General features: G+C 48.1%; 18 protein-coding genes and 1 pseudogene. 6 read left to right on the top strand and 13 right to left on the bottom strand.

Annotated elements, in window-relative coordinates; all coding sequences use genetic code 11:
- Window positions 1–47: 47 nt before the first annotated feature.
- From pgl to gndA, 3 genes are all read right to left on the bottom strand, one after another.
- On the bottom strand, window positions 48–770 hold the full coding sequence (gene pgl / locus B160_RS0122945) for a 6-phosphogluconolactonase (RefSeq protein ID WP_018630292.1): 723 nt from the start codon (window positions 768–770) through the stop codon (window positions 48–50).
- On the bottom strand, window positions 767–2,305 hold the full coding sequence (gene zwf / locus B160_RS0122940; RefSeq protein ID WP_018630291.1) for a glucose-6-phosphate dehydrogenase: 1,539 nt from the start codon (window positions 2,303–2,305) through the stop codon (window positions 767–769). The genes pgl and zwf overlap by 4 nt, the downstream gene beginning before the upstream one ends.
- 362 nt (window positions 2,306–2,667) lie before the next feature.
- Window positions 2,668–4,086: an NADP-dependent phosphogluconate dehydrogenase gene (gene gndA / locus B160_RS0122930; protein WP_018630289.1), complete on the bottom strand. Its 1,419-nt coding sequence runs from the start codon at window positions 4,084–4,086 to the stop codon at window positions 2,668–2,670.
- A 162-nt stretch (window positions 4,087–4,248) separates the two neighbouring features.
- Between gndA and B160_RS0122920 the strand changes: the two genes are divergently transcribed.
- The 4 genes from B160_RS0122920 to B160_RS0122895 all read left to right on the top strand — a co-directional run bounded on the left by B160_RS0122920 (window position 4,249) and on the right by B160_RS0122895 (window position 11,570).
- Window positions 4,249–5,319 (top strand): N-acetylmuramoyl-L-alanine amidase, encoded by a 1,071-nt coding sequence (locus B160_RS0122920; protein ID WP_018630287.1) that lies wholly within the window; start codon window positions 4,249–4,251, stop codon window positions 5,317–5,319.
- Between the two features lie 90 nt (window positions 5,320–5,409).
- Window positions 5,410–8,028, top strand: a complete 2,619-nt coding sequence (locus tag B160_RS0122915) for an MGH1-like glycoside hydrolase domain-containing protein (protein WP_018630286.1) — start codon at window positions 5,410–5,412, stop codon at window positions 8,026–8,028.
- Between the two features lie 1,356 nt (window positions 8,029–9,384).
- The gene (locus tag B160_RS0122900) at window positions 9,385–10,200 is read left to right on the top strand and encodes a Cof-type HAD-IIB family hydrolase (RefSeq protein WP_040680393.1); all 816 of its coding nucleotides are present in this window, start codon (window positions 9,385–9,387) and stop codon (window positions 10,198–10,200) included.
- A 206-nt stretch (window positions 10,201–10,406) separates the two neighbouring features.
- Window positions 10,407–11,570 carry a hypothetical protein gene (locus B160_RS0122895; protein WP_018630282.1) on the top strand — a complete coding sequence of 388 codons (1,164 nt, stop codon included), beginning with the start codon at window positions 10,407–10,409 and terminating at the stop codon, window positions 11,568–11,570.
- Window positions 11,571–11,591: 21 nt separating this feature from the next.
- Here the strand turns inward: B160_RS0122895 and B160_RS0122890 are convergent, their stop codons facing one another.
- The 5 genes from B160_RS0122890 to B160_RS0122870 form a co-directional block, all read right to left on the bottom strand.
- On the bottom strand, window positions 11,592–11,972 hold the full coding sequence (locus tag B160_RS0122890) for a hypothetical protein (protein WP_018630281.1): 381 nt from the start codon (window positions 11,970–11,972) through the stop codon (window positions 11,592–11,594).
- A gap of 83 nt (window positions 11,973–12,055) precedes the next feature.
- The gene (locus B160_RS0122885; RefSeq protein WP_018630280.1) at window positions 12,056–12,544 is read right to left on the bottom strand and encodes a hypothetical protein; all 489 of its coding nucleotides are present in this window, start codon (window positions 12,542–12,544) and stop codon (window positions 12,056–12,058) included.
- Window positions 12,545–12,549: 5 nt separating this feature from the next.
- Window positions 12,550–12,873: a hypothetical protein gene (locus B160_RS0122880; RefSeq protein WP_018630279.1), complete on the bottom strand. Its 324-nt coding sequence runs from the start codon at window positions 12,871–12,873 to the stop codon at window positions 12,550–12,552.
- A 91-nt stretch (window positions 12,874–12,964) separates the two neighbouring features.
- A complete protein-coding gene (locus B160_RS0122875) occupies window positions 12,965–13,540 on the bottom strand; it encodes an RNA polymerase sigma factor (RefSeq protein WP_018630278.1) in 576 nt (191 codons plus the stop codon).
- Window positions 13,541–13,590: 50 nt separating this feature from the next.
- Complete coding sequence (locus tag B160_RS0122870) at window positions 13,591–16,470, bottom strand: outer membrane beta-barrel protein (protein WP_026309962.1); 2,880 nt, start codon at window positions 16,468–16,470, stop codon at window positions 13,591–13,593.
- Between the two features lie 202 nt (window positions 16,471–16,672).
- Here B160_RS0122870 and B160_RS32425 point away from each other — a divergent pair, with 202 nt between their 5' ends.
- Window positions 16,673–17,263, top strand: coding sequence for a DUF5606 family protein (locus B160_RS32425; protein ID WP_040680391.1), 591 nt, complete (start codon window positions 16,673–16,675; stop codon window positions 17,261–17,263).
- Between the two features lie 154 nt (window positions 17,264–17,417).
- The gene (locus B160_RS0122860; RefSeq protein ID WP_018630275.1) at window positions 17,418–19,136 is read left to right on the top strand and encodes a M3 family oligoendopeptidase; all 1,719 of its coding nucleotides are present in this window, start codon (window positions 17,418–17,420) and stop codon (window positions 19,134–19,136) included.
- Between the two features lie 7 nt (window positions 19,137–19,143).
- On the opposite strand, the gene B160_RS0122855 is transcribed toward B160_RS0122860, so the two are convergent.
- The 5 genes and pseudogenes from B160_RS0122855 to B160_RS32150 form a co-directional block, all read right to left on the bottom strand.
- Window positions 19,144–19,326: a hypothetical protein gene (locus tag B160_RS0122855; protein WP_018630274.1), complete on the bottom strand. Its 183-nt coding sequence runs from the start codon at window positions 19,324–19,326 to the stop codon at window positions 19,144–19,146.
- Between the two features lie 351 nt (window positions 19,327–19,677).
- Window positions 19,678–20,577: an energy transducer TonB gene (locus B160_RS30850; RefSeq protein ID WP_018630273.1), complete on the bottom strand. Its 900-nt coding sequence runs from the start codon at window positions 20,575–20,577 to the stop codon at window positions 19,678–19,680.
- 167 nt (window positions 20,578–20,744) lie between these two features.
- Window positions 20,745–22,109 carry a S8 family peptidase gene (locus tag B160_RS32420; RefSeq protein ID WP_018630272.1) on the bottom strand — a complete coding sequence of 455 codons (1,365 nt, stop codon included), beginning with the start codon at window positions 22,107–22,109 and terminating at the stop codon, window positions 20,745–20,747.
- 807 nt (window positions 22,110–22,916) lie between these two features.
- Window positions 22,917–25,031 carry a family 20 glycosylhydrolase gene (locus tag B160_RS29945; RefSeq protein ID WP_018630269.1) on the bottom strand — a complete coding sequence of 705 codons (2,115 nt, stop codon included), beginning with the start codon at window positions 25,029–25,031 and terminating at the stop codon, window positions 22,917–22,919.
- Window positions 25,032–25,121: 90 nt separating this feature from the next.
- A pseudogene (locus tag B160_RS32150) lies at window positions 25,122–25,384 on the bottom strand (hypothetical protein); the annotation flags it as partial.

Below are 25,384 nucleotides of genomic sequence, written 5' to 3'. Positions count from 1 at the left end.
TATCGCTTATTTTTTGCTGAAATAAGAAATGACGTCTAGGATCGATATTATTTTCCCGTAACTGCCGCCTCATCCAGCATCCAGATGGCCTGCCCTTTTTGCGGGGCCACGCCCTGTACGGGATAAAGATGTTTGGCGTTCTTTGCAAAGATCTTTTTCAATATGGGATACTTATTCGCATCGCCCACCAGCAGCATTACTTCTTTGCTTTTATTGATCAGTGTATAGGTAAAGCTGATGCGCCAGGTCTGCTTGCTTTCTACCCATACTTCCTTTACCAACCGTTTTGTTTCGGTTAAGATCATTGTGCCGGGAAACAGGGAAGCCGTATGCCCGTCGTCGCCCATGCCCAAAAGGGTCAGGTCAAACTGTGCATTTCTTCCAAGGACGGCTTTTACACTGGCTTCGTATTCCTTTGCACAGGTTGCGGGTTCGCCCTTTGTGGGGGTGACAAAAATATTTTTCCTGGGGATCCTGATATGATCCAACAGGGCCGTTCTGCTCATTTTATAATTGCTTTCATCGCTGGTATGTGGCACAAAGCGTTCATCGCTCCAAAAGACAAATACCTTTTTCCAATCGATATTATGGTTAAAAGCGGGCGTGGCCAGTAGTTCAAACAATCTCTTCGGCGTACTGCCGCCGGAAAAAGCCACGGTAAAACGGCCATTGGCTGCAATGCTTTTAGCAGCTGCGGTAACAAAATGATAAGCGGAGGCAAGGCTCAGCGCTTCTTTATCTTTCCAAACAAGTTGAATCGGGTTGCTCATGATTTAATTTCTTTTCTGCGTTCTTTGCAAATATAGCGGTCTCTGCCATTCGGTGGCGGCAGCAGCACCCAGTGAAAGCCGTCTTTTTTGATCAGCTGTTCTGCCTTTTTAGGTCCCCAGCTTCCTGCAGGGTATTTTTCCAGCCCGGTTTTCCCGTTCTTTTCCCATTCCTGTAAAATGGGCATTACGAGGTTCCAGGCAGTTTCTACCTGGTCGGCCCGCATAAACTGGGTAGCATCCCCTTCCAGTGCATCCAGTAAAAGTGTTTCATACGCTTCCGGTGGTTGTTCCGTAAAGGATTCGTAATAGGTAAAGTCCATTTCCACCGGCTTCAGCTTCATCACCGGTCCGGGCACTTTTCCTTCAAACAGCAAGGTGATCTCCTGCTCCGGCTGTATGCTGATGATGAGCTGGTTGGGGGTAACATCGTCTTTAAATATTTTAAAGGGCGAATCTTTAAAGGTGATCACAATAAGGGATGACTGCTTCTGTAAACATTTGCCTGTGCGCAGGTAAAACGGAACGCCCTTCCAGCGGTCATTGTCAATATAAAGTTTGGCTGCCACATAGGTTTCCGTTGCTGAGTTCCGGGCAATAGCCGTCTCCTGCAGGTAACCCTGTTGTTTTTTTCCGTCGATCTCACCCGCGGTATATTGCGCCCGCACCACATCCGATGCCACTGTGGCGGCGGTAAAAGGCCGCACGTTTTTCAATACTTTTACTTTTTCATTGCGGATGGCTTCTGCGTCGTTGCCTTTGGGACAATCCATGCCTACCACGGAAAGCAGTTGCATCAGGTGGTTTTGGATCATATCGCGCAAGGCGCCGCTCTTATCATAATAGCTGCCGCGGGTGCCCACGCTTACCTGTTCAGTTACCGTGATCTGTATGTTTTCGATGAAATTGCGGTTCCATAAAGGTTCAAAAATATAATTGGCAAAGCGGAAGGCCAACAGGTTTTGCACCACTTCCTTACCCAGGTAATGGTCGATGCGGTAAATCTGGGTTTCTTCAAAATTATCTTTGAGCAGTTTGTTCAGCGCCTTTGCAGATGTGAGATCCGTTCCAAAAGGTTTCTCCACCACAATACGATCTTTGTTGGGCTGCGGAGCCAGTTTGTATTTAGAGATGGATTTGGAAATAGGATCAATGAACATCGGTGCCACGGAATAATAGAACAGGCGTGTGGCGCGCTTTTTCCAGTCCTTATCGTTTTTATTCAGGATCGTCTTCAACCGGGTATAGGTATCATCCAGCGTAAAATCGCCTTGGAAAAAATAGAGCTTTTTAATAAACGCATTCCATTGTTCGGGATTGGCCTTGCCGCTTCTTGAAAAATTATTGACACCTTCCAGCATGTGCTTTTCAAAGGAATCTTCCGGCATGCCCTGGTAATGCACGGCATAGATCGCAAACTCCTCCGGCATATAGCCGTAAATAAACAGGTTGTAAAATGCAGGGATCAGTTTTCTCCAGGAAAGATCTCCAAAACCGCCAAAGATCACAATATTGGCAGGTGTTTGTTTAAAACTCATATGAACGATTTAATTTTTTACGCCACAATACGCGAAGGCACTAAGTTACGCAAAGGAATGTTTAAAAGGAATACAGAGCCACAAAGACCCAAAGTCACAAAGGAGGGGATAGGTCTTAGAAGCTGTTTAAAAACGATCCGGGAGCATCCGTATAACCATTAAAAGGTACCAGCTTTTTATCGTCTCTACTTGGGGCTTCGCTGTAGCTGTCATCTGTAAAAAGCGGGGTTCAACCATCATTTTGGCAAAAGAGGCATGGCCCCGAAAGATCCGGCAAGAACGGGTTTCAACCTGTTTATAAGTCCAAAAGAACAACAGAGGGCCATGGGCCCGGGGTATAATGAGCCTTCATGGCACAAACACTACTGCGCCTCTGCCGGTGTATATGGCCAGTCTGTATGAAAACTACCCGGTTTGTCGATGCGCTCGTAGGTATGTGCTCCAAACAGATCGCGCTGCGCCTGAATCAGGTTGGCCGGCAGGCGCGCCGTGGTGTAGGCATCAAAATAATTCAGTACGGATGAGATGCATGCGGCGGCAACCCCTGCATCCATAGCGGTCTTCAGGAATTGCACCATTGCCCGGCGCTTTTCCTTCAGTATGCCGGCGAATTGCAAAGAGCCGATAATATTGGAAAGAGCCGGTTCTTTGTCGTAAGCGTTGAACAGATCCTGCAATAATATCGAGCGGATGATGCATCCGCCTCGCCATACTTTTACCACTGTCTTAATATCGATCTCATAATGATAGGCGGCGGAGGCTACCTGCAGCAGCTCCAGCCCCTGGGCGTAGGCCAGCATGAAGGAAAAATGCAAAGCATCGCGACAAATCGTTTTCAGCTCCTTCAGGTCGATACTGGTTTTTTGCTGCTGATGATCATAGAGTGTTGCGAACGCCGTCCGTTCATCTTTAAGCGACGACAGGTAGCGCATGGACACGGCAATATCAATGGTTGGCAGGGGAACATTCAGCTCCAGCGAGCTTTCCGAGGTCCACAGGCCGGTGCCTTTTTGCTTGGCCTTATCGAGGATCAGGTCCAGCAGGTCTTTACCCGTTTCCGGGTCTTTTTCCCGGAAGATCGCAGCAGTGATTTCAATCAGAAAGGATTGCAATTCTCCCTGGTTCCATTCTTCAAACAGATCGGCAAACTGTGCATTGGTCATGCCTTCATTTTTGAGCAGGCCATATACCTCGCTGATCATTTGCATGATGGCATATTCGATGCCATTGTGCACCATTTTTACATAATGCCCTGCAGCAGTATGTCCCATATAGGCCACACAGGGCTCATCATTCACTTTGGCGGCGATCGCCTCCAGGATATCGCGTACCAGCTCATAACTTTCCCGGTTTCCACCCGGCATCATGCTGGGACCAAAACGGGCGCCGTCCTCGCCCCCCGAAACGCCCATCCCGATAAAATGGATCCCGGAGTGCTGCAGTTCCTGGTACCTTCTTTCTGTATCCACAAAATGAGAATTTCCTCCATCGATCAGGATATCGCCTTTTTGCAACAGCAGCACCAGCTCACCAATCACGGCATCCACGATCTTACCGGCCGGCACCAACAGCATGATGATGCGGGGTGTTTCCAGCTTTGCGATCAGCTCGGAGGAAGAAGCGGCTGTTGAAACCGGCTTTCCTTTTCCTGCTTCCTCTGTTATTTTCCGCTGGTTTTCATCACGGTCGTAACCGCAAACTTCAAAACCATGATCCGCAATGTTTAACACCAGGTTGCGCCCCATTGTACCCAGTCCGATCATACCAAATCTTGCAGCCATAAACTTTTTTTTCTAAAGATAATACTGCATTAACAAAATCATAAAATAATTTGTTCGAATGCACAATTTTGAGAAGGAGCAGCCGTTTTACGAGGATTTTCGTTACTTTCACATGAGGAAACGGCATTATTTATACAGATTCATTGAACGAAAAGATCAGAAATGTTGAGCAGCAAAGCATTATTTAGAATGGCGTTGTTGATGGTGGTGCTGTATGCATGTGGCACTTCGCAACCTGCCCGAAGGAATGTACTGTCCCGAACATCGCCACCCGCTAACCAGAGACCGGCAAACCCGGATGCCGGTAAGCACCCCGATCAAACCACGTTTACAAGACCGGAGCAGATCACAAAAAGAAAACCGCGGGAGGTACGGCCGACCGTAAATACAAAAATAGAGCGAAGGGATGAGCCTGAAACGGAGAACACCGCCACTGCTCCTGCAACCTATCGTTCTCCGGCGTACTATAAAAATATTACAGACAGCATCCAGCGCGTTGCCGCTAAACCCAGTTACTACAAAACAACAGAGAACCTCTTTAAGGAAATGGCGGTGGTGCCCGATCCAAAGAACCCGGCTGTTAATTCGGCCTGGTACACTACCGTGAATTTTGATGCCCGGAAACCCAACTTTGTGATCCTGCATCATACGGCGCAAACCAGCGCAGAGCAAACCCTGTTTACCTTCTCTATTTCACGCACCAGTGTGAGTGCACATTATGTAGTAGGCAGAGATGGTGTTACCTATCAAATGCTGAACGAATATATGCGCGCCTGGCATGCAGGAAGAAGCAAATGGGGCGCGATCACCGATATGAACTCCTGCAGCATTGGTATCGAGATCGACAATAACGGCACAGAACCCTTTTCCGACGCGCAGATGAACTCCCTGATCAAACTGCTGGACTATCTGAAGGACAAGTTCGGTATTCCGCAGGCTAATTTTATAGGACATTCAGACATCGCCCCCAGCCGGAAGAATGACCCCAGCAAATACTTTCCCTGGAAGCGGCTTGCAGATGCAGGTTTCGGGTATTGGTACGATTCTTCAAACCTGGCGGAACCGCCCGCAGATTTTAATGCCATTCTCGCGCTGCGCGTTATCGGGTATGATACCCGCAACCAGGCAACGGCCATCCAGGCGTTCAAACTGCATTATATTCAGAACGATAACACACCGATGTTGACCGATTATGATAAAAAAGTTTTGTACAATGTGTACCGGAACTACTGAGTAGCTCCCGGCGACCCGTTAATTTTAAAAAGGATATTTTTGCAGCCTCCATATTACAAGTATGGAGGCTTTTATTTAAAGTGACCATTGATGACAGAAGAGCATAAACGTCTTGCAGCAAACGCAAAAAAACCAATCCCGCTGGAGCAGTGGGGACCTTATATCAGTGAACGCCAGTGGGGTACCGTACGGGAAGATTATAGCCAGAACGGCGATACCTGGAATTATTTTCCGTTTGATCATGCCCATAGCCGGGCCTATCTCTGGGGTGAGGATGGGCTTGCGGGCATTTCCGATTATTTTCAGAATCTCTGTTTTTCGGTAGCCTTGTGGAATGGAAAGGATAAGATCTTAAAAGAGCGGCTGTTTGGCCTGGGAAATCATGAAGGCAATCACGGGGAAGACGTAAAGGAGCTGTATTTCTACCTGGATAATTTACCCACTCATTATTATATGGAATACCTGTATAAATACCCGCAGCAGGCATTCCCTTATGATCAGCTCCGGGAGCAGAACCGTACCCGTGGTAAAAACGAGACGGAGTATGAGCTGCTGGATACCGGCATCTTCAACAACCGCCAATATTTTAATGTGCATATTACCTATGCAAAGGAAAGCAGCACTGATATAGCGATCCGGATCAATATCACCAATCTTTACCAGGAGCCGGCACCGGTAACCGTGCTGCCCCTGCTCTGGTTTTATAACCGCTGGTCGCACGGATCCAACCCGGCGGTTCCGGATATCTCACTGGTAAATGATCATGCCGTGCTGGCGCGGCACCATCGCATCGGGGACTATTATTTTTATTTCCAGGGTGCGGATGATGCGCTGTTTACCGATAATGAGACCAATTTTGAAAAACTTTTTGACCGTCCCAATGCCAGCATTTTTGTAAAGGATGCTTTTCATGACGCGGTCATCGAGGGGGAAAATACCGAAGCATTGCGCAACCGGAAGCATGGTACCCGTTTTGCGCCGGTATATAAACGCAGTGTAAATGCAGGAGAAACGGTCTCGATCTACTGCAGGCTTACCAACCAGCCGTCAGAAAACCCCTTTGACGATCATTTTTTGCAGCTGTTTGAAAAACGGAAAAAGGAGGCAGATGCATTTTATAAGACCATTTTTCGAAAGGGTATTGATCCCAATATGGCGCGTGTGCAGCGGCAGGCCCTTGCAGGGTTGCTATGGAGCAAGCAGTACTATCATTATGATGTAGAGCGCTGGCTGAGTGTATCGGACGGCATTACCCCCATCGTTCCTTCGCGGCTGACCGGGCGTAACAGTGAATGGACGCACCTGAAGAACCAGGACATTATTTCTATGCCCGATAAATGGGAATATCCCTGGTACGCCGCCTGGGATCAGTCCTTCCAGTGTATTTCCATGGCCGTGGTAGACCCGGTTTTTGCAAAGAACCAGCTGCTCCTCCTGATGCGGGAGTGGTTCATGAAACCGGACGGGCAGCTGCCTTCCTACGAGTGGAATTTCAGCGACGTAAATCCTCCGGTGCAGGCCTGGGCCGCAATGGAGATCTACGAAGTTGAAAAAAAGATGAGCGGAAAGGGCGATATTGATTTCCTGAAAAAGGTATTTAACAAGCTCACCATCAATTTTACCTGGTGGATCAACCGGAAGGACCTGAAGGGAGATAATATTTTTGAAGGCGGGTTCCTGGGGCTGGATAATATCGGGGTCTTTAACCGCAGCTATCATGATAAAGGAGAGATCCAGCTGGAACAGGCCGATGGAACCAGCTGGATGGGTATTTATGCCCTGAATATGATGGATATTGCATTGGAGATCGCCGCGGTGGACCCTTCCTTTGAGGATATGGTGACCAAATTCTTTGAGCATTTTGTGCTGATCGCTGAAGCGCTGAATGATCATGTGCTCTGGAACGAGGAGGACCAGTTCTTTTATGATGTGCTGTGTATGCGGGATGCCCCGCCCCAGCCGTTGAAGATCCGCTCCATTGTGGGGCTGACCTCCCTGTATGCGGTGAATATCATGAGCCGGGATATTTTTGATCGGTTGCCCGACTTCAAAAAACGGTTCGACTGGTTCAAAAATTACCGGTTAAAGAATGACCTGTTCTGGCCGAATGAAGAAAAAGGAGACGGGGAGGAAATGCTCATGTCGCTGGTGCAGCGCGACCGGCTGAAGGCCCTGCTGACCCGTTTGCTGGATGAAAGCGAATTTTTATCCGATGGGGGCATCCGGGCGTTGTCAAAGTACCACGAAGCCAATCCTTACTCGGTTACCATTAATGGAGAAGTGCATTCCATCCGGTATGATCCGGGTGATTCGACATCGGATATGTTTGGCGGCAACTCCAATTGGCGAGGGCCGGTATGGATCCCCATTAATTTTATCATCATCCAGTCGATCAGAAGATTGGGTAAATTTTATCATGATTCCTTCCTGATGGAATACCCGACGGGCTCCGGTAACGAAATGAACCTGTTCAACATTTCTACCGAGCTCTCTAAAAGGGTGATCAGCCTGTTTCAAAAAGATGCCGGCGGCAGCCGCCCCATTTACGGGGAATACAACTGGTTTTTTAACCAGCCGGAAAACCAGGATCTGATCCTGTTTTATGAGTATTTCAATGGAGATTCGGGTCGTGGATTGGGTGCCAGCCATCAAACCGGCTGGTCGGCCCTGGTGGCAGAAATGGTGAGCGAGCTGGCCGATAAAGAATAGAGCTGCCCACCTGTTAAGTTTCTAAAACCATAACAGATGGGCAGCTCTAAATAAAAAAAGCATCGTGCTTTGTTTCAAAACCGGTTTCCCGGTCTATCACTTACTAACCCGATGCTTTTTTAATAGCTTCTGCTTTGTTGCTGTCAGGAACCTTGTAACAGTTGTGCGCTCCTTTTACAGACCACACAGCTAAAACGTCCGGACCCCGGCAACCGGCAAGGCTTCCGCTGTTTTTTGCTTAAAATTCCGGGCGGGCTTTGCACTTACCTCGGGTTAAACGCCTCCATACCTTGCGGCATTTCTGCTGTTCAGCCTTTGCATAAGGGCACCCGTCCATGCTTTATTAAGCGAAGACGATTTCTGATTTCCGGCTCCAGGCATGCTCCCCGCCCTGCATTGCTGCCCGGCGGATTACGGTACGCTAAAACCAGGATGTCAAAGAATCTGTCAGTGCGTTTGATAAAACCCTTAATAAATTAATTGTTCTCATCAATTGCAATTTGAAGATACGATCCGGAAACAGCCATTTCCAAATTTTTTGGCCGGTTGTTTTGCAGTGGTTATAAACAGTGTTATGCACCAAAAAAGAGGGTTGTTCATGGGGAAAACATGTTTTGAACCGGTTATGCACAATAAAATGCACATTTTAAACAGCTTCTTAGAAACTGTTTAAAAACGATCCGGGAGCATCCGTATAACCATTAAAAGGTACCCGCTTTTTATCGTCTCTACTTGGGGCTTCGCTGTAGCCGTCATCTGTAAAAAGCGGGGTTCAACGATCATGTTAGCAAAAGAGGCATGGCCTCGGAAGATCCGGCAAGAACGGGTTTCAACCCGTTTATAAGTCCAAAAGAACAACAGAGAGCCATAGGCTCGGGGCATAATGATCCGTGCCGATGGCACTTATGAAATTACAGCTTCGTTAAAGCCGTGCTAAAGCGCGGCTTTAACGATAGCGACGCGCCGGATGGCACTTATAAGGGGGACCAAAATATTATTTTTAAACAGCTTCTGAGGAGTATTTATTTTATAAAAAGGTCCACTGGTAAATATAGATGCATGGTACAAGGCATTTGATGTAAAGCCGGGAGATAAATTGTATAAAAGCCGGAGAACCGGATCAGGATTTGGTAAGATCCTCTGCAGGGGAATGTAAATGCTGAAGTGGGGGATTGTAATCCGGGATAAGAACCCGTTACAGGAGGGATTTTTTACATTTTGTCTTTTTGATTCACCACCGGGCCGGTTTCCAACGTAGCCTTGTACCTCAACGCCATACAACAGCTACTGATTTAACATTTTACATTGGATATTTTAAGTTCCCCGCAGGAGGATGTGTTACCTTTGCAGCATTTTATGATCAGACTTATCGTTACAGACCTGGACGGCTCTCTATTAAATGATAAAAAAGAACTTCCCAAAAAGTTCTGGGAACTTGAAAAACAGCTGGTACAGCAAAATATTGTGCTGGGCATCGCCAGCGGCCGGCCTCACCATAACCTGGTGGCGCTGTTTGAACCTATAAAAGGGCATACTTATTTTTTGTCAGACAATGGAAGCTACGTGACCTATCGCGGGCAGGAATTGCTGGTGGAAATGATGGAGCCGGAGACCGTTTTTTCTATTGTGCGCAAGGCAAGGCCCCTGGATAAAGTGTATCCCGTACTTTGCGGCAAGGATAAAGCATATATGGAAAACACGCAAGAGGCACTGTTAAAGCAGGCTTTGCAGTATTACCAGCATTATGAGATCGTTGATGACCTTACAGCGGTGACGGAGCCCATTTTGAAAGTATCGCTGTGCGACCTGGTCGATGCCGAAACCAACAGCTATCCCCATTTTAAACAATTTGAAGCCTCCTGCAAAGTGGCGGTTGCAGGCGAACGCTGGCTCGATTTTACAGCCTTAAACGCCAATAAAGGCGTTGGTGTGAAACTGGTACAGCAGCAACTGGGGATCGGCTATGCCGAAACCATGGTGTTTGGCGACTATCTGAACGACCTCGAGATGATGAAAGTAGCCAGATATAGCTATGCTATGAAGAACGCGCACCCGGGCATCATTGCTGCCGCTGCGTTTACAACGGATTTTGACAATAATGAAGACGGGGTTGTTCGGGTGATCAGCTATGAACTGGCGTTACAGGAGCAGGAAATGCTACGGATATCATAACAGTGCGCATACTGCCGGCACCCTCTATGGGGAATTATTGCTGGCGGGGTCAAAAAGCGTTGCGCGCATTCCGGCAGCCGCGCATGGCCCCATATTTGCTAAAAAAAGTTAAATAATCCCCGGTAAAGCAACAAAACAGCCATACGGGCGTCTTATTGTTGACAGATCATTTACAATACGATTGCAATTAAAAGGATTCAGCATTGATGAAATTGATTACAACGTTCTTCGCTCTTCTTTTTGCAGGAGGGGCGATTGCGCAAATACCAAAGGTTCAACGCCAGCTGGAGTGGTTCCAGAAAGGGCATATCATCCAGGGTGTTTCCATAAATCAGAAAGGCGATCAGCTCGTTTTTGTAAAACGGCTGCGCGGTAAAGACTCCGCGTCGAGCACCGGCACCGTGGAAGAGAAAGGGGTAGAGCGTTTTTTTGAGCTGGGACCCGGTGCCAGCCGCCTGTTGGATCCGGTGATTGCCCATTATGATTTAAAGAGCCGCCGTCTGAGCCTGCTGGATTACGGGTGGGCGCCCCGGTTTTCGCCCAATAGCCGCCGGGTGGTCTATGCACACCAGAAAAGCCCGCTGGGCAGCGCAAAGATCGTTGCCGGGGCGCTTAAGGGAAACGATATCCGTATTTTTGAATTCAACTCCAAAAGGGCCGTCACAGCCGTTGCAGCCCCCCGTGGCTTTTTGATGGATCCTGTATTTACAGATTCTGCACGGATCATTTATAAAACCGGTGATGCCGTAAACGGCCCCTATGCCGCAGGTATTTCGTTTCACCGGTATAACCTGCTGACCAAAAAGGACGAGCTGCTGCGGGGTGCCCGGATCCAGCACCGGCTGTATGACCTGATGGGGGAAGTATATGGCCAGGGCGATCATTATGCATTTACGGTTTACAGTCCGCAGGATTCAGCTCCCGGGCTTGCAAACGAATACGCGCACCTGCTCATGCGTGGAAATGATACGCTGCACCGGTTTGGCATCCGCCACTACAGCAACCTGGATTTTAAGTTTGCACTGCTTCCTCAAAACCGGCTCGTGTACCTGGATGATAATCATTTGATGACAGAGGACACCAGTTTTATTGTAACCTATCAGGCCGGGAACATGATCTCCAGGAAACCCATTGATTTTGAGTTTACCAAGGCATGGTTAAGCCCTGCAGGAAATTTTTTATTCTATATTAATAGTGATCATGAAGCCTTTGTGCTACGCATCAGCGATTTTTCAAAAACGCCGTTGCCGATAGCAAAAAAGGAAATTCATTCGGTCGTTTGGGCAGAGGATGAAAAGGAGGTAGCCGTGGTGCAGGATCATGACACCCAACCGGATACCGACCGGCTTTATCTTTTTTCGGTGAACTAAACGCTGCCAGCGCTGCGGTATTTATTTTTTTCCGCTCTTCCGGATAGAAGGCTCGATGTCTTCCTTCCATTTTTTATATTCGTCAGCGCTCAGCACTTTTTTCAGCTGGGTGTCTCTTTCCGTAAAGAGATTCTCATTTTTTTTGCGGACGCTCTGGTAGTCCTGCTGCAGTCCCTGTGCCAGCGTGGATCCCTGTATATTATCGCGTAGTTTTTCCTGCGCGGTGTAAAAATCTGTAAAGATGGTTTCGATACTGCTTCTTTTTGCCTTGTCGGGTTTAATGGCAGCGTCAAATTTTGTCAGGACGGCACTCACTTTATCCCCAACTCCTTCCTTTTGGGCATGCATGGGGGTGCTGAATGCCAGGAACAGGCCAAAAATCAGGATAAATCTGCTTCTCATGTTACAAAATTATGCAATTTGATACCATTTATATATTACAAGAGGCATCTTACAGGCAAGAAAGTTGCAAGGTATGGATTTTTTTATTTAGCCGGAGGCTTTGGAGGTACGGGGCGGCCGCTTCTTCCCTGCCGGATGATCCGGGTTATCAGGGCGTCGTATTTTGGTTGCTGCACGGGAGTACAGATAGCCCGGGTGGCTTTAAAGTGATGGAATACTTTGATCTCCGCGTGCTTTTGCAGTACGGCAATCGAATCTGCCAGCGCAGCAACGGTGCTGTCTGCAACTTCCGGTTGCTTTGTAAGGTCAAAAAGGGATTGTTTGATCTTCCGGATCTGTTCCATATCCGTTTTGGCACTGGCCCAGTGTTTTTGTTTTAACTGTTTGAACTGCTCGATCTGGCCGTCGGTAAATCCTACTTCATTCTTCAATGCCGCGGTGAAGCCTTCGCGCTCTTTATTGGGCTGCGGCCGTTTTGAATAGATAAAAGAATAGGCCAGTAATGCCAGGTTAGTGATCAGCAGCAAGGCAATGATAAATATAAGGGTTCTGTTACGTGCCGTATTGTTCATGCCTTTTATTTGTTAAAATCATAGCTGTTATTGGATGCCAGGATAAAATTTTCATTTTGCAGAATATCGGATTCTGCGCCTGCTGCTACCGTTTCTGTATTTTGTTCGTTATTTGCCTTTATAATAAGATATACATTAACGGTAACGACGGACACGAGGCAGCAGATCGCAACAACTGGTTTGGCGATGATGCTGCTGGTCCTTGTCCAGAAATTGGACTCCTCGCTCAGGCGGGCCCTTACCCTTGTGTACATAAACGGCCTGGATTCAGCCCTTTGTATGCCATCGAAGCTATTGAGGATGGTTTCTATATGATCTTGCTGTTTCATCAATAAACGGATTTATCATGTTTGATGATGGTTACAATACCCTAAATATATTTTATTAAATAGTATTTGACGTCATTTTTAAACTTTTCTTTTATGTCCGCGGCTTATAATCCTTTTCGAGTATCTTTCTCAGGTTGTTCTTTGCGCGGTGCAGCAGGGATTCGATAGAAGATACCGAGGTCCGCAGCACTTCGCTTACCTCCTGGTAGCTTAGCCCTTCCACCTTGTTTAAAATAAAGGCAATTCTCTGATTTTCAGGAAGCTGATCGATGGCCTTGAACAAAATAGCTGCGTTTTCCTTTTTATCCAGCACAATGCCGGGGTGCTGGAAATCCGGAGGGTTTACCACTACCTGGCTTTCTTCCCCAAAGATACTGCGTACAAAACCGAACCTTTTTTTCCGTTTCTTTTTCCGTTCAAAGTCCAGTGATTTTGTGGTAGCGATCCGGTAGATCCAGGTAGACAGCTTGGATTCCCCCTTAAATGCGTGGATCGACTGAAAAACCTGAACAAATACTTCCTGGGCAATATCTTCTGCGTCCTCTTCGCTTTTTACGATCGCCAGGCAGGTATTATAGACCATATTCTGGTAAGTGTCCACGATTTCTTTAAACGCGGCTTCATTGCCCTGCCTTAATTCCTGTACAAGTATTTCTTCGTTAAGCAATGTAATACCGGTTAATTCAGCGATATTACAAAAAAAATAAATAGTACCCGCTAAAACATTGGTCCGCCGGGCCGCCCGCCCCCGCGCATCATGCCCGGAGGGCCTCCCCGCCATTCTCTTCTGTGTTCTCCGCCCTCGCTGTTGGCCGGTGCTTTTCCTTTGCCGAAATTGCGCAGGCTATATGTAAAAGTGAGCATAAAATACTGCTGCAGCACCATGCTCCGGGAATCGGTGATCAGGTTGGCGTCTACGGTCCTGCTGATGCTCTGATTCTGATTCAGTAGGTCAAACACGGAAAGCTTCAGCTCCCCGGCCTTGTTTTTCAGGAATTTTTTGCCAATGCCGGCATTCCACAACCAGAACGACTGGTTCAGGCCGGCAGACAAACCGGAATAGTTCTGATAGGAAAGATCGTTCTGGACGAACCAGCCATTTTTTGAAAGCAGGTTGGCTGAAAAGCCCCCGGTTTGTGTTACATACCGGTTATCCCCGGTTCGCTGATCCGTACTGGTCGTATTATTGAATTGCGCGTTGTAAGACAGGCTGAAATCCACATATTCACTGATATTGCTTCCCAGCACCGCCCCCGCGGAAATGCCCTGGTTGGTGGTATTCGTCTTCACATAGTCGATCAGCCCCGGCCGTTGGGTGAACGAATAGCCGGTATTCAGGTTCAGGTTCGATTTTATGGGTTTGATGGGAAAACTATAGGTTACAAACATGTTCAAATTTTTGTAGCCGTTCAGGTTGACCGGTTTGGTAAATTGAGCACCCTGGGCGATCATCTGGCCATTCACGATAGAATCCTGGTCGGGGAAATAAGTGGCCGTGGTAATATAATTATTGGACAGCTGTCCGAAAATATTTAAAAAGACGCTTTGGCTGTTCCTTGTATTTGTATAAGAATACCGTGCAGATCCCCAATTGGTAGACGTCTGCTTCAGATCCGGATTACCCGTACTGATGTTAGGCTTATTGCTCAGATCCATGACGTCCTGTAATTGGTTGATGCTGGGAAACTCATTGCGCATACGGTAAAACAGGCGGAAACTGCTGTATCTTCCAATTTTTTTGGACCAGCGCATATTGGGCAGCAGGGTATTGAAGGTCTGATTGATCCCGTAAGCGGTGGGGTAGATGCGTGTACTTTGCAGGAGGGTATTTTCAAAATCCAGTCCTACGGAAAACTGGTTATCCCTGCTTCTGCCCAGGCGGTAATCCAGCTCCGCCGTATGTGTTTTTATGTCGTTGTCGAACTTGTTTGATTGCGCTTCATTGAACAGGTTGTAGCCGGATCCGTCGAAGTCAAAGGTTTCCTGGTCAGCTTTGTTCTTTTGGATCTGGTAGCTGTATTCAATCTGGAACATGCCCTGCTGGCCTACGGGTTCGGTATAGCTGGTACGGGCACGGTACCTGCTGCCGTTGGAATTGTTATCTACGAACTGATCCTGCAGTTCTATGCTGTCCAGGAGGGCATCCCGGTAATAGTTGATCAGGTTGTAGTTTTTGGCCGTGCCATCGTTTTTGTTATAAGAAGCCTCCAGGCCAACGGAAAAGGACCTGCCCGGTTTGGCAAACGAGTGGCGGTACATCAGGTTGTTGTTGATGTTGAACCCCTGCCGGTTTGACTGGTTATTTCCCCTCGAGCTGTTAATGGAATCAACGTGATCGTCAAAGGGCCGGTAGGTGTGCATTTCAGAAACAGAGCTGCTTCCGTTATTTTGAAAGCTTACGTTCGGGATGAAGTACAGTGTGTTGTTGGAATCTATTTTGTATTCCAGCCGCATGTTGAACCGGTGATTGTTGTTGTTGGAGGTCCGCTGGCTTTTATTATACGTGTTGCGGTCGCCGGTCAGATAGGTAGTGCTGGATTCGGATTCGTTGGTATTGTACTGGTTGTTAAAAAAATAGCTGGCAGTAACGTCAACCTTCTTGCCCCATTTATCACCATAGTTAATACCAAAGGCATTGGTCTTGCTGATGCCGGGTGTAAGGCCTACCATAAAATCGCCCCCTCCGCGGTATCCGCCACCGCCGCCTCTTCCACCGCCACGGCCGCCGCTTGACGTAACACCCAGCAGGTCTTGCTGTGCAAAGTTCTGCTGGTTGACATTATTAAAGTTTCCCACCAGCGATATCCGGCGGCTTCCGTTAAAAAAGCTGGTATTACCGCCTGCGGAGTAACGGCTGTCTGTACCATATCCCGCGTAAATACGCCCGAACTGGCCGTTTTTAATACCGGATTTGGTAACAATATTGATGGATTTTTGAGAATTGCCGTCATCAAAACCGGTCAGCTGGGCCTGATCGCTCAGCCGGTCAAAGACCTGTATCTTGTCCACTACTTCGGAGGGAAGGTTACGCAGGGCCATAGTAGCGTCGTCTCCAAAAAAATCCTTACCATCAACGGTCACTTTTTTTACGGCTTCGCCCTGGGCGGTTACGTTTCCGCTGCGGTCTACGGTAATGCCGGGCATTTTCTTGATCAGATCTTCCACATTGGCATCGGGATTCACTTTATACTGACTGGCGCTGAATTGGGCGGTATCACCTTTTTGTGTAACCGCCGGGGCGGTGGCCACGATCACCACCCCTTCGAGGGTCGTGGTCTTTTTGGGAATGTAAATGTCGCCCAGATCTGCATCGCGGAGCGTGTCCGATAGTGTGACCCTTGTTTCGAGGTTCTCAAAACCGATGGAAGTGGCTTTTAAAATATAAGAACCCAGACTGAGGTTGATGAAGCTGAACTTCCCCTCTTTATCCGAGAGCGTAGATGTTTTTACGGTAGAATCGGCGGCATTTTCCAGCTGGACGGTGGCGCCGTTCACCGTTGTTCCTTCCACAGGATCCATTAAAGTGCCTTTGATGGATTGCCCGTTGGTAAGGATTCCTGTCATCACAAGTACGAATAAAACTACGATATGCTTCATAAATAGGGGATATAAAGTTCATTGGACGATGAAATAGGCTCAAACTTTCGGTCGGCATTTTTGATAAGGGCTAAAAATGCTGATAAATAATAATTTGTTTCTCCCTGTTTTTACGGAAAACTGTAAAAGAAGAACATAAAAACGAACGTTTAGGCATATTCTTAAAAAAAGTCATTTATCTTGCGGCTCTTAAAAAATGACCATGGAGTATAATAAGTTAGTTGCAGTAAGTGGATTATCGGGCTTATTTGAGCTGATCAGCAGTAAAAGTGACGGGGCCATCATTCGCTCCCTGAATGACAAAACAACCAGATTTGCGTCTTCCCGTATTCATCAGTTTTCACACCTGGAAAGCATTGAGATCTATACCATAAGGGAAAATGTGAACCTGGTAGATGTATTCAATGTCATGAAGACGGATGGCACAGCTTTACCGGATGTAAAGGACGACAAGGCAATCAAAGCTTATTTCCAGAAGGTATATGCCGATATGGATTTTGACCGGGTGTATGTTTCGGACATGAAGAAGATCGTTAAATGGTTTGACCTGTTGCAAAAAAATGATATTGAGATCAAATTAACGGAGGCAGACGAAGCCGAAGAGCTGGAAACGGATACAGCTGCTGAACCGGAAGCGGCCGAAGAGCAAACAGCGGCAAAACCTAAAAAGAAGCCAGCTGCGAAGGCTACGGAAGAAAAAGCAGCCACCCCGGCAGATGAAGCCGTAAAAAAAGAGAAAGCGCCGGCCAAGAAAGCTGCTGCAAAGAAAGCAGTCAAAAAGAAAGAAGATTAATCATCACCTCATATTGTATAGATACCGCCCCCGCTGCAGCGGGGGCTTATTGTTTTGTGATGGTTTGCTTTTTATAAAGTATATTGCTGCTCCCGGTTCCGGGGCATTTGTTTTCCCGGAGACCCTACTGTAACAGAGCAGAAAAATAATGAACATGAAACCAGATGCAAATATTCAACCGTTGAAAAGAAGCTTTTTACCGGAAAATTTTAAGATCACCAATTGGGATGCCCTGGAGCCCTATTTTAAAGACCTTTCTGAAAGATCACTTACAAACCGTGAGGAGCTGGACCACTGGCTGAAGGATACCAGCGAGCTGGAGGCCGTGGTAAGCGAAGAAGCCTGTTGGCGACAGATCAATATGACCCGGGATACGACCGATACCGCACTGGCGGAATCCTTTACTTTTTTTATGACGGAGATCCAGCCTAAAATGCAGCCCTATGCCGACCAGCTGAACCGGAAGCTGATCAACAGCCCGCTTTCTGCTGAATTAAAGGCGCCGGAATATTTTACTTATCTGAGGAATATAAAGAAAAACATAGACCTGTTCCGGGAAGAGAACATCCCGCTGCAATCGGAGCTGGCAGTGGAAGCCCAGCAATTCGGAGCCATCGCGGGTAAAATGACGGTAACGGTGAACGACCAGGAGTATACCTTGCAGCAGGCCGCTAAATTTTTAGAGAACCCGGACCGGCCATTACGGGAATCGGTTTACCGGAAGATCGCCGACCGCAGGTTGCAGGATAAGGATGCACTGGATGACCTGTACGATACACTGTTAAAAAAGCGACACCAGGTGGCCCTGAATGCGGGTTATGCAAATTACCGCGATTACCGTTTTGCGGAGCTGGGGCGCTTCGACTATAGCAAGGAGGATTGTTTTCAGTTTCATGAGGCTGTGAAACAGCATGTGCTTCCTCTGGTAGACGAAGTGTATCAGCAAAAAAAACAGAAACTGAACCTGGATGCGCTGAGGCCCTGGGATATTGATGCAGAGCCGGCGGGAACCGAGCCACTGCGCCCGTTTACGACCGGCAGCGAGCTGGTGGAGAAAGCCATTCACTGTTTTGATGAACTGAAGCCGTTCTTTGGAGATTGTTTGCGCAAAATGAATGAAATGGGAAGGCTTGACCTGGAGAGCCGCAAGGGGAAAGCCCCCGGAGGATATAATTGTCCGCTGGCAGAAACAGGTGCTCCTTTTATATTTATGAACGCCGCCGGAACCATGGATGATGTAACAACCATGGTGCATGAGGGCGGCCATGCCATTCACTCCTTCCTGGCCCACCCGCTGGAGCTTTCCGCATTTAAAGAATATCCGACCGAAATTGCGGAAGTGGCCAGCATGAGCATGGAATTGTTCAGTATGGAGTTCTGGACCGCGTTCTTTAAGACGCCGGAGGAACTGAAACGTGCACAGGAACAGCAGCTGGAGCGGGTGCTGACCATTTTTCCCTGGATCGCCACCATCGATAAATTTCAGCACTGGGTTTATGAGCACCCCGTGCATACGCGGGAGGAACGTACCGCAGCCTGGAGCAGGATCCTGGAGGAATTCACACCCCGGTCGCTAAACACGGAAGGACTGCAGGACTACCGCAATTTCAGCTGGCAGCGCCAGTTGCATTTATACGAAGTTCCCTTTTATTATATCGAATACGGTATTGCACAGCTGGGAGCCATTGGCCTCTGGCAACAGTTTAAGGAAGATAAGGCAAAAGCACTGGATCATTATATACAGGCGCTGCGCCTGGGAGGCACCAGAACGCTGCCGCAGCTGTTTGAGGCCGCGGGGTTAAAATTTGACCTTTCTCCCAACCATATAAAAGGCCTCATGGAGTTCGTAAAGGAAGAGCGGGACCAGCTTTAAAATACTGCTAACGGTATTCATAGTGGCCCTGAACCCAGTGCCGGTGGCTGTGATGGCCCGGTACCCAATGACCCGGAACCCATACCCGGTGCCGGGGTGCACGGGGATAGGCGTTTACCGTACAGGATCCGGTGCCCGAGAGGAGTAAGGCGAACAGCGCTCCCCAAACAAATGTTTTAAAAGCCTTCATAGAATCTTGTTTTTATCAATAAAGCTGTTTCAACTTTTCAATAAGTCACTCCGATCGAGTTCAAAGATCCTTATGACCGGTTTTCTACCGGCAGACTGTTCCAATGGGCCAGCCCTGTCGGGGCGGCCTGTTTGCTGCAATCTGAAAAGCTGGAACAACTTCAATAAACGGATTTTATCTATTGGAGTAAAGCCGACAAAAAAAGTTTAAAGCGCTCCGTGCTTTTGACCGTTAAAAGAGCTTTAAAAATAAGACAGGAAAGCACACCCCGGCTTTGTGGTCCGTGGCGCCGGATATTCGTTGGGAAGGATATGTCATCCCGGTGGCCGTTCCGGTCAGGGTTGGTGTTGTTTATTTTTTGGTGATTGCAAATACGATCGGTTGCCTCCGGTATGCTTTCACAAACCGGCCATATTGTTGGGCGGGGCTCCATTTGCCTGATCTCCGGATCACCCGAAGGGCTTCGTCTTCCATCCCATACCCGTTATGGGTCAATGCTTTGATATTCGACAGGGTCCCATCTTTATCAATGATGAACTGTACCATAACCTGGTATTTTCCGGGAGCGGCACCATTCCGTATGGGCCGAAAGACATCCAGCGACCGGGTGAGATAGGTGGCCCAGGCGTTTAACCCTCCGGGAAATTCAGCTTCCTTTTGTTCCCGGGTATAAAGACTGTCGCCATCGGTTACCGTGCCGTCGGTATGGTAGATCTTTTCAATACCTTTATTTCCGGAAAAAATAAATGCCCGGATCTTTCTTCCCGTTGTATCGTAGCTGATATTCTGCATCGTGTTCCGGACACTGTCTGTAATGATTTCATTGGCCGTGATGTTTTTTTTAAAATACCGGAACTCCTTTTTAAAGGCAACGGTTCCCTGTGCGTAAATGATGGAATCGGTCTGCTGGCCCATGCGGTTCCATTGCTGCGTAAGCCCGTCCTGTATATTGTGCGTATAGTGTTTTACCTGCTGTACGCGCCCGTCCGGATAATAGTCAATGCCTTTTCCGTGCAATACGTTTAAAGACGAGTCAGTATATGCCCCTGAGAAAAGTTTTTGATCATTGGCCATTAAAAAAAAATCGACCCATACAACGGAATCCTGCCTGATCCCCTTGCCATAAATGGCGGCCTTCTCTTTTTGTGAAGGAACCAGGCTGGCATCAAAATAGTAAGCGAATTGCCGGGTCTGCGCGGTTGCCGGAAGCGATAGTATCAGCATCAGAAAAGCAGTAGGGATGGTTTTCATATTGAATGTGTTTGTAATAAGCTGTTAATTGTGTTGATCTTTATCAAATATACAGGATTTCCCGATGCCCGCGCACCGCCGTTGGGCCGGTTTCAAAAAACAAGATCATCCTGAATAAACTCCGGGATGATCTTGTGAAAGTCTGTGAAACGGCTACGGGCAATTGTTTAAAACCCGCTGATATCCAAACGGCCGCCGGTGGCGCATTTTCCCTTGAGCGAGGCTGTGGGAATGGCGGAGGAAAGGATGGCGGATCTTATTTCCTTCATGCTGGCGCCGGGATGCGCGGCGGCATACAGCGCGGCGGCTCCGGCTACGTGCGGGGCGGCCATGGAAGTGCCGCTCATAGCTGCATAGGTGTTGTTCAGGTATGTGGAAACGATCGATTCGCCCGGAGCTGCAATGTCAACGCTTTTGGAACCGTAGTTGGAGAAATAAGAGAGGGCCCCGGTGGGGCCAATGGAGGTAACGGTAATGATATTGGCCGTCTTATAACCTGCCGGATATACGGGTGCCTGGTCAATATTACCGGCGCTGTTGCCGGCGGCGGCAATGATCAGGATCCCGGCCTTGTTGGCCCTCCGGATAGCGGCCTCAAGATCTTTTGAGCCCGTACTTCCCTCCCAGGAGCAGCAGAGCGCAACGATATTGAGTCTTTGTTTTGTTTTTAGCGCAATAAAATAATCAATGGCCCGTGCGGCCGCAAATGCATTGCCTGAACCACTTTCTATAAACTTGGCGCCCAGCAGTTTTACATTCCAGACCACACCGGCCACGCCCATCCCGTTTCCACCTTTGGCTCCGATGATGCCAGCTACATGCGTACCATGGAAGTCGTTGCTGCCATATACCGCGGCAGTATTGTTATAAAAATTCCATCCATAGATGTCGTCAATATATCCGTTTCCATCGTCATCGGTTCCGTTGCCAGGTATCTCACCGGGATTGGTGCCTGCATTGCTTTTCAGGTCTTCGTGCCCGTACATATATCCCTGGTCGATGACGCCCACGTAAACGTTACCGGACCCGGTTTTGTGATTGGTCCAGGCAGCGCTGGCCTGGCATCCGTACCCGCCAGCCTGCATGTTCCATTGACTAACGGAAAAATAGGGATCATTGGGTACCTCTGCAGTATGATAAATATAATTGGGTTCTATAAAGTCAATTTCAGGTGCATTTTTTACCTTGTTGATGGCGGTAAGGACATCCGATGAAATTTCGATCAGCTCCACGGTGCCTTCATCTTCAAACCCCGGAATGGCTTTGGGTTCGGCTTTATCCCGGAGCTTCCCTTTTAATTTTGCAAGAATATCCGCTTTTGTTTTAGCCGGGGTTCCGTCTTTGAATTTTATCAGCACCTGTCCCGGCACGTGGTCTTTATTTTGACCGGGCGGCAGCAGGGATTGACCGTTACGGACCGCAGTGAGCGGCAATGGGGTTTCGGGGGACGTAATCCCGCCTTTTTGACAGCTGTACAGGCCTAGACCTATACTCACACTCATAATGAGGCTGAATGATCTTTTAATCATCATGGTTTAGAGTTTATTAATAATTTGTTTATAGGGCCGGAGTGTTGGGCAAACACCCAGGGATGCTGCGAAAATATTAACAAAAGATGACATTTAAGCCAGGGATGGGTGCCATTCAAATTTTCGCAGTGAAATTGGTTGAGCTTTTTCAATACATCGCCCCGATAGGGCTAAAATCGTAAGCCGGGCTTTTACCGGCAGGCTGCTCCTATGCGCCGGCCCTGTAAGGGCATTATGCCGGTAAATGCCTTCTGAGGGATGAATGATTTCGATTGAAATTCAATAGGCAGATGTTAAACCTGCATGCTGCAGACCGGCAAATTGCCCATGACCTATTTCCGGGAAGCAGTTTAGATCTTTAAACGGCAAGTAAAGGACCATAACCATTGGAATATGGGGAATCATTAAGATTCCAGGCGGCGTAACGCACCTCATGCCTGAATGGTTTTGAAAAAAATGATATTTAAACAGTCTCTAAGAAGCTGTTTAAAAGCGATCCAGGAGCATCCTTATCGTCACAAAAAAGGTACGGGTTTTTTATCGCCGCTACTTTGGGCTTTGCTGTAGCCGCCATCTGTAAAAAGCGGGGTTCAACAACCATTTTAGCAAAAGAGGCATGGCCTCGAAAGATCCGGCAAGAACGGGTTTCAACCCGTTTATAAGTCCAAAAGAACAACAGAGAGCCATAGGCCCGGGCATAATGATCCGTGCCGATGGCACTTATGAAATTACAGCTTCGTCAAAGCTGCGCTAAAGCGCGGCTTTGACGACAACGACGCGCCGGATGGCGCTTATAAGGGGACCAAAATATTATTTTCCGGACATAGTGGCTTTTTCAGGCTCTCTGACGGCAGCCAGCTCCTTCGGGGTGAGCATGTAATTATACACTTTCAGGTTCCTGACAGATCCTGAAAATGCATTTTTCTTTGCGCCGATGTATTTTAGCGGAAAAAAGAGGGTTTGTACAATATTTATGGAATCTTTGATGTTGGCAAATCCTTTCTTTTGACCTTCCAGCCGGTCTGCCAGCTCTCCATTTACATAGAGGCGGGTTCCTTTATTGTTCCCCGCAATGGCGATCCGGGTCCACCGGTCGGCGGGTACTTTATAATTAAAGGTAAAGTCATATCCATCCCGGCTGAATCCGAGGTTGCCCGTATTTCCCTGCTGCAGTTTTACAATGGCGTCCGGCGAGGAGAACAGTACCGCATCACCGGGATTATTTTTGGCAGGCCTGATCTCGAAGACAACGGTATAATCATAGCCAATGCCATTGTAAGGCAGGGCATAGTAGCTGTTGCCCCCGGCCAGCCGGAGTATATTTGTGTGCCCCTCTTTCAGCTGCTTTGTATTTTTGGATATTGCTTTTGAGGCGGAGGAAAAAGACGGTGCCAATACCAGTTTCCGTTCACTGCTAAACCTACCCAGCAGGTTCAGGCCGGGCGCTTCCGGAAGAGCCATCGCCCTGGTCATGAATGTTTCATACGGCAGGGCGCTTCTTGCGGCCGTCCACATTTTCTGCGATAGCACCTGCATGGCCGGAAATACCCGGTGGTGTACATCTTTTTCGCTGATGCCGTTACCTACAATATCATTCCATACAGCAAAGGCGCCGCCCCTGATCTGGGGAAACCGTACGTCAAAGCTATCCTTCCCAATGCGGTAAGGCGCCCAGCTGTTGTACAGCATCCGGGTATTCAGATAATCATAGTAGTAGCCGGCTGCAGGCACAATATACAGGTATCCGTCGGGGGTGCTGATGCCTTTATATCCCAGCCGGAACATTTCTTTGGGATCTGCATATCCGTTATACCAGAGGTTCATGGTGACCCCGTCGGCTTTTACAGGAGTTGTGCCGGCAGCATGGGTCAGCGATCCCCACATGCGTACCTTCTTGCCATACTGTTCTACAAAGCGGATATAATGGTCGGCAAATTTCCTGAAGTTCTCCGATTCCTCCTTTGCATATTCATCGGTACCGATATGTACTTCTTTTCCGACAAAAACGGGGTTGGGGCCCTCCAGGTATTCCCGGAAAACATGATCGATCACTTCATATGTTTTTGGATTGGTGATGTCCAGGTGGTCCATCCCGTATTTCCGGCTTCCGATACCCGGAACGGCCTTGGAGAACGCCAGGGAGTGCGCCGGTACATCAATCTCCGGAATGATGTTGACTCCGTAGTTGCGGGCCATGAGCTGTAGCTCGCGGAATTCCCGCTTGGTATAATGGCCGTCCCTGGCCGTAAGCTCCGGGTACGTGCTGCTCTCCAGGCGGAAGGCGGAATAGGTCTGGTCCCAGTCGTTGTTAAAAAATTTTTTGAAGCCATTGTCATTTAGATGGATATGAAAATCATTCATCTTGTAATACGCCATAAACTTTACATAATTCCTCAGGAAATCCATGGTAAAGAATTTGCGCCCGGCATCCAGCACAAAACCCCGTACCGGGTAGTCCGGAAAGTCCCTGGCGATCCCTGCGGCAATGCGTTTGCTTTTTTTATTCTGTTCCAGCAGCTGCAAAAAAGTGCGGGTTGCCCAGAAGGCGCCTGTGGGTGTATTTGCTTTTATAGATACGATCTTGCCGATCTCCAGGACATAGCCTTCATCTCCCAGCGCCGTGTCATTCAGTCCCAGGGCAACGAAAACATCACCCGCATCCGGTGTGCCTGTCTGCAACCGGAGCGACCCAAAGCCCGAGGTCGTTTTCAGGTCTGACAAAAATACCTGCATACCCGGTTGCAGGGCCCGGGCCGAAACGGGGCTCATTACAATGGCTGCTGTATTCTTTAACTGAAAAAAACCGGTGTTGGAGATCCAGCTTTTCAATGCGGGTATTACAAAGGGTACCGCCGGCTGACCTTGCGCAGGTGCAAATTTTAACAGGGAAACAAGCAGCAGAATGGTATGAAATCGTTTTGTCATGATCCGTTATTTTTTAAAAAAGCAGCAGAAGGGCACTGCACCGCTGTGGCAGACCACGGACGGTGTTCCCGGGTGCATTTCAGATTTTCGCTATGCTGCGACCTTAACAAACTCCCTTTTGGATAGTTCTACAATCTTTGACCATTGTTGATTCTTCTTTGTTACTCTGAGATGCAACATATTTTGGGCGCCATTTCGGCTCCATCTTTGTCCGGATTGCTTCAGCCTTTTTTGGACAATCGTTCGGTGTGCTGATTCGATAGCGCCGGAACCAATCAGTCCGGCACCGATCGTTTTGTATAATGGATAATTCATTCTTGCTTTATTGGATTCATAATAATCGATCAGTTTCT

The organism is Niabella aurantiaca DSM 17617, assembly GCF_000374125.1.
Classification (GTDB): domain Bacteria; phylum Bacteroidota; class Bacteroidia; order Chitinophagales; family Chitinophagaceae; genus Niabella; species Niabella aurantiaca.
This window is presented reverse-complemented; position numbering and strand designations above follow the sequence as displayed.